A 3884-nucleotide genomic window follows, 5' to 3' on the forward strand; every position below is an offset into this window, starting at 1 on the left:
GCCCTGGCGGGGGCGCTGCTCCTCGCCTCCGCGGTCCGCGCCCGCGTGGCGAGGTCCGCCGGGGATGCGCGGGCGGCCGGGGATGCGCGGGACGAAGAAAACGGAGATGATTAACCCATGTCACATCCTTCACATCTGTGGCGGGCGCCGGGCAACGACGGCTCGGGACTCGTCATCGTCATCCCCACGTACAACGAGCGCCGGACCCTGCCAGTGGTCGTCGAGCGCGTGCAGGCGGCGCTGCCCGCTGCGCACCTGCTCGTCGTGGACGACTCCTCGCCGGACGGGACGGGGGAGTGGGCGGACTCCCTGGCCCAGGGGGACGGGCGGATCCACTGCCTGCACCGGCCCTCGAAGTCGGGGCTGGCGACCGCCTACGTGGAGGGGATGGAGTGGGCGCTGCAGCGGGGCTACGGCTTCGTGGCGCAAATGGACGCCGACGGGTCGCACCGCCCCGAGGACCTGCCCAAACTGGTGGCCCGCATGGGCGGCCCGGACCGCCCGGACCTGGTGATCGGCTCCCGGTGGGTGCGCGGGGGCCGGGTCAACGGGTGGTCCCGCAAGAGGATCCTGCTGTCGAAGGCGGGGAACCGTTATGTCAGATTCTGCCTGGGGACGCCCGTCAGGGACGCGACCGCCGGCATGCGCCTGCACCGCGCCTCGTTCCTGCGCGACAGCGGGGTCCTCACGCGGGTGTCGACCACGGGATTCGGCTTCCAGGTGGAGATGACGCAGGCGGAGGGGGCGCGCGGCGCCCGCATCGCCGAGGCGCCGATCACCTTCGACGAGCGCATGTCCGGCGAGTCGAAGCTGTCGGGAGCGATCTTCGTCGAGGAGCTCGTCATGGTGACGAAAGGCGGCCTCAGCCGTCTGGCCGGGGCCGCCCGCCGCCTCGTGGGCCGCTGAGCGAGCGGGGCTCACCCCTTGCGGTAGTGCCCCTCGGGGCGCAGGCGCCCCTCGCGGTACGCCGCCAGCTGCTCGGCGAGCACCTGGTCGAGCTCGGCCATCGAGCGCCGTTCGAGCAGCATGTCCCAGTGGGTGCGCTGCGGCTTGGCGGGCTTGGCGTCGTCGTCCTCCTCGGTTTCCCCGAGCAGATCGGCGCTGCGCCCGCAGCGGCACTCCCACGTGGGCGGCGCGGTGGCCTCGGTCGACAGGGTCACCTCGAACTCGTGCCCTTTGGGGCACAGGTACCGGACGATGAAACGGTCGGCGAACACCACTCCGTCCTCGGACTCGAGGGACTTGGCGCCGATCTGCATGCCACGCAGTGCGCGGTCTGCCATGGTTTGCCTCCTGGGGGCTGATGGTGAACCCTTCGATTCTACCGGACTCGTCAAACGCGGCGGGCCCCGGTCCGCCGGGCCGGCGCCCGCTGTCCCGCACTCCGATCCGATAATGTGCATTATGTCAGATTTGCTGGGGCGGCCCCGACCCGCCGTGGCGGACCGTCCCCCTGGCCGCCGACCAGTACAGTTGACCGCATGACAGACGCATCCACCCGGCCGCCCGCCCCCATCGCGCGGCGCTGGAGACCGGCGGTCCTCGAGGCCCTGGTGCTCGTGGGCTGCTGCTGCGCGTACTCCGTGGCCTGCTTCCTCGCACCGGTCACGCGCGAGGCCGCCATGGCCCACGCCGCCCAGGTCGCGTCCTTCGAGGCGCGGACCGGCATCGACATCGAGCTGGCGGCCAACCAATGGCTCGTCGCGCGCCCGCTGATCGCCCAGGCGGCGTCCCTGCAGTACGCCGTGTCCTTCTTCGCCTTCACGGCCGCCGCGCTCGCCATCATGTGGTGGCGCAGGCCCGACCGCTACCACCAGGCCCGCAACGCGCTGTTCGTCATGACGGGCGGTGCGCTCGTCACCTACTGGACCTATCCCCTGGCGCCCCCGCGCCTCGTCGAGGGCAACGGCATCGTCGACGCTGTGGCGCGCCACACTTCCGCGTACTCCAGCCTCTTCGGCACCCTCGCCAACCCCTACGGCGCGATGCCCTCGATGCACACGGGCTGGGCGGTATGGGTGGCCGCCGTCCTGGGGGCGTTCGTGTGGAAGCGCGCCTGGCAGCGCGCGCTCCTGGCCCTGCACCCCCTCGTGACGATCGCGTCCATCATCGCCACGGGCAACCACTACGTCGTCGATGCCGTTGCCGGTGTGGCCTACTTCCTCATCGCGTGCGCGCTCGTCGCGATCGCGGGGTTACTAAGAAATGTGAGATTGGACCGGCCCAAGTCCTAGTCGTGGCGCGCTGTGGGATATACCCTTATGGCATGAAATGTGGCGTGGATTTTGGAACGACGACAACCACCGTCGCCGTCGCTGACAGAGGCAACTACCCCGTCGTGTCCTTCGAGGACGGCGCCGACACCCGGGACTACGTCCCCTCGGTGGTCGCCTTCGACGACGGGAAGCTGGTCTTCGGCTTCGAGGCCGACAGGGCCGCCCGGGCGGGGGCGCCGCACATCCGCTCCTTCAAACGGTTCCTCGCCGACCCGGACGTCACGGCGTCCACCTCGATACGGCTGGGCTACCGCGACGTGGAGCTCATGGACGTGCTCACCCGCTTCCTCGCCCACGTCGCCGACTGCGTGCGCACCGGCTCGTCGGTGTCGCGCGTGAGGAAGTCCGAGCCGCTGGAGGTCGCCGTCGGCGTCCCCGCGCACGCCTGGTCCGGCCAGCGGTTCCTCACCCTGGAGGCCTTCAAGAACGCCGGCTGGGACGTCACCACGATGCTCAACGAGCCCTCCGCCGCCGGATTCGAGTACACGCACCGCCACGCGGGCACCCTCAACTCCAAGCGGACCAGCGTCCTCGTCTACGACCTCGGCGGGGGCACCTTCGACGCCTCGGTCGTCGAGGCGGCCGGGCGCCGCCACGAGGTCCTGGGCTCGCGCGGCCTCAACCTGGTCGGCGGGGACGACTTCGACACGATCCTGGCCAACCTGCTCGCCACGGCCGCGGGAACGGACTCCGCCCGCCTCGGCGAGGAGCGCTGGGCCGCCCTGCTCGACGACGCGCGCGCAGCGAAAGAGGCGCTCATCCCCCAGTCCCGCCAGATCACGGTCGCCATCGACGACCAGCAGGTGACGATCCCCGTCACCGCGTTCTACGAGGCGGCGACCCCGCTGGTCGCCTCCACCATCGACGCCCTGGAGCCCCTGCTCACCCCGGTCGATGGCGTCGGCCAGCTCGGCCCCGACGTGGCCGGCCTCTACGTCGTCGGCGGCGGCTCCCAGCTGCCCCTCATCTCGCGGGTGCTCCGCGAGCGCTTCGGGCGCCGCGTCCACCGATCCCCCCACACCGCGGCGTCCACTGCGATCGGGCTGGCCATCGGGGCCGACCCCGACTCGGGGTTCACCGTCCGCGAGCAGCTGTCGAGGGGCGTCGGCGTGTTCCGCGAGCTCTCGTCGGGCTCCACCGTCTCCTTCGACACGCTGCTCACCCCGGACATGGGCAGGACGCCCGGGCAGAGCGCGGGCCTGAGCCGCCAGTACCTGGCCGCCCACAACGTCGGCTTCTTCCGCTTCGTCGAGTACACGTCGGCCGACGAGGCCGGCGTCCCCCGGGGCGACATCCACCCGTGCGGCGACGTCTACTTCCCCTTCGACCGCGCCCTGCAGGACTCGGACGCGGATCTGTCCTCCGTCGAGGTCGTGCGCACCGAGGAGGGGCCGCTCATCCAGGAGCACTACTGGGTGGACGAGAACGGGATCGTGACCGTCGAGATCCGGGACACCGAGACCGGGTACACGGTCCGCAAGGAGCTCGGCAGGTAGCCAGCGCAGTGGACTGGCGGAGGCCGGTGCCCGGAGGGCGACTCCGGGCACCGGCCTGTTCGCGTCCACGCGCCACCGCCCGCCCACGGGCGGGCGGTCCCGGCAACCGCTC

4 protein-coding genes are annotated in these 3884 nt (G+C 71.4%); 3 read left to right on the top strand and 1 reads right to left on the bottom strand.

All coding sequences use genetic code 11. From position 1 onward, the window contains the following. Positions 1 to 117 precede the first annotated feature (117 nt). Positions 118 to 906 carry a polyprenol monophosphomannose synthase gene (locus BH719_RS00615; RefSeq protein ID WP_009399841.1) on the top strand — a complete coding sequence of 263 codons (789 nt, stop codon included), beginning with the start codon at positions 118 to 120 and terminating at the stop codon, positions 904 to 906. 11 nt (positions 907 to 917) lie between these two features. Here BH719_RS00615 and BH719_RS00620 read toward each other — a convergent pair whose 3' ends face one another. After that, entirely contained in the window at positions 918 to 1283 is a 366-nt protein-coding gene (locus BH719_RS00620) for an RNA polymerase-binding protein RbpA (protein ID WP_009399843.1), read from the bottom strand. Between the two features lie 198 nt (positions 1284 to 1481). On the opposite strand from BH719_RS00620, the gene BH719_RS00625 reads away from it, so the two are divergent. Both BH719_RS00625 and BH719_RS00630 read left to right on the top strand, forming a co-directional pair. Then, positions 1482 to 2234, top strand: a complete 753-nt coding sequence (locus BH719_RS00625; protein ID WP_009399845.1) for a phosphatase PAP2 family protein — start codon at positions 1482 to 1484, stop codon at positions 2232 to 2234. 32 nt (positions 2235 to 2266) lie between these two features. Then, complete coding sequence (locus BH719_RS00630; RefSeq protein ID WP_009399848.1) at positions 2267 to 3772, top strand: Hsp70 family protein; 1506 nt, start codon at positions 2267 to 2269, stop codon at positions 3770 to 3772. Positions 3773 to 3884: the final 112 nt, after the last annotated feature.

This window comes from Pauljensenia hongkongensis, assembly GCF_001746855.1.
Lineage (GTDB): Bacteria > Actinomycetota > Actinomycetes > Actinomycetales > Actinomycetaceae > Pauljensenia > Pauljensenia hongkongensis.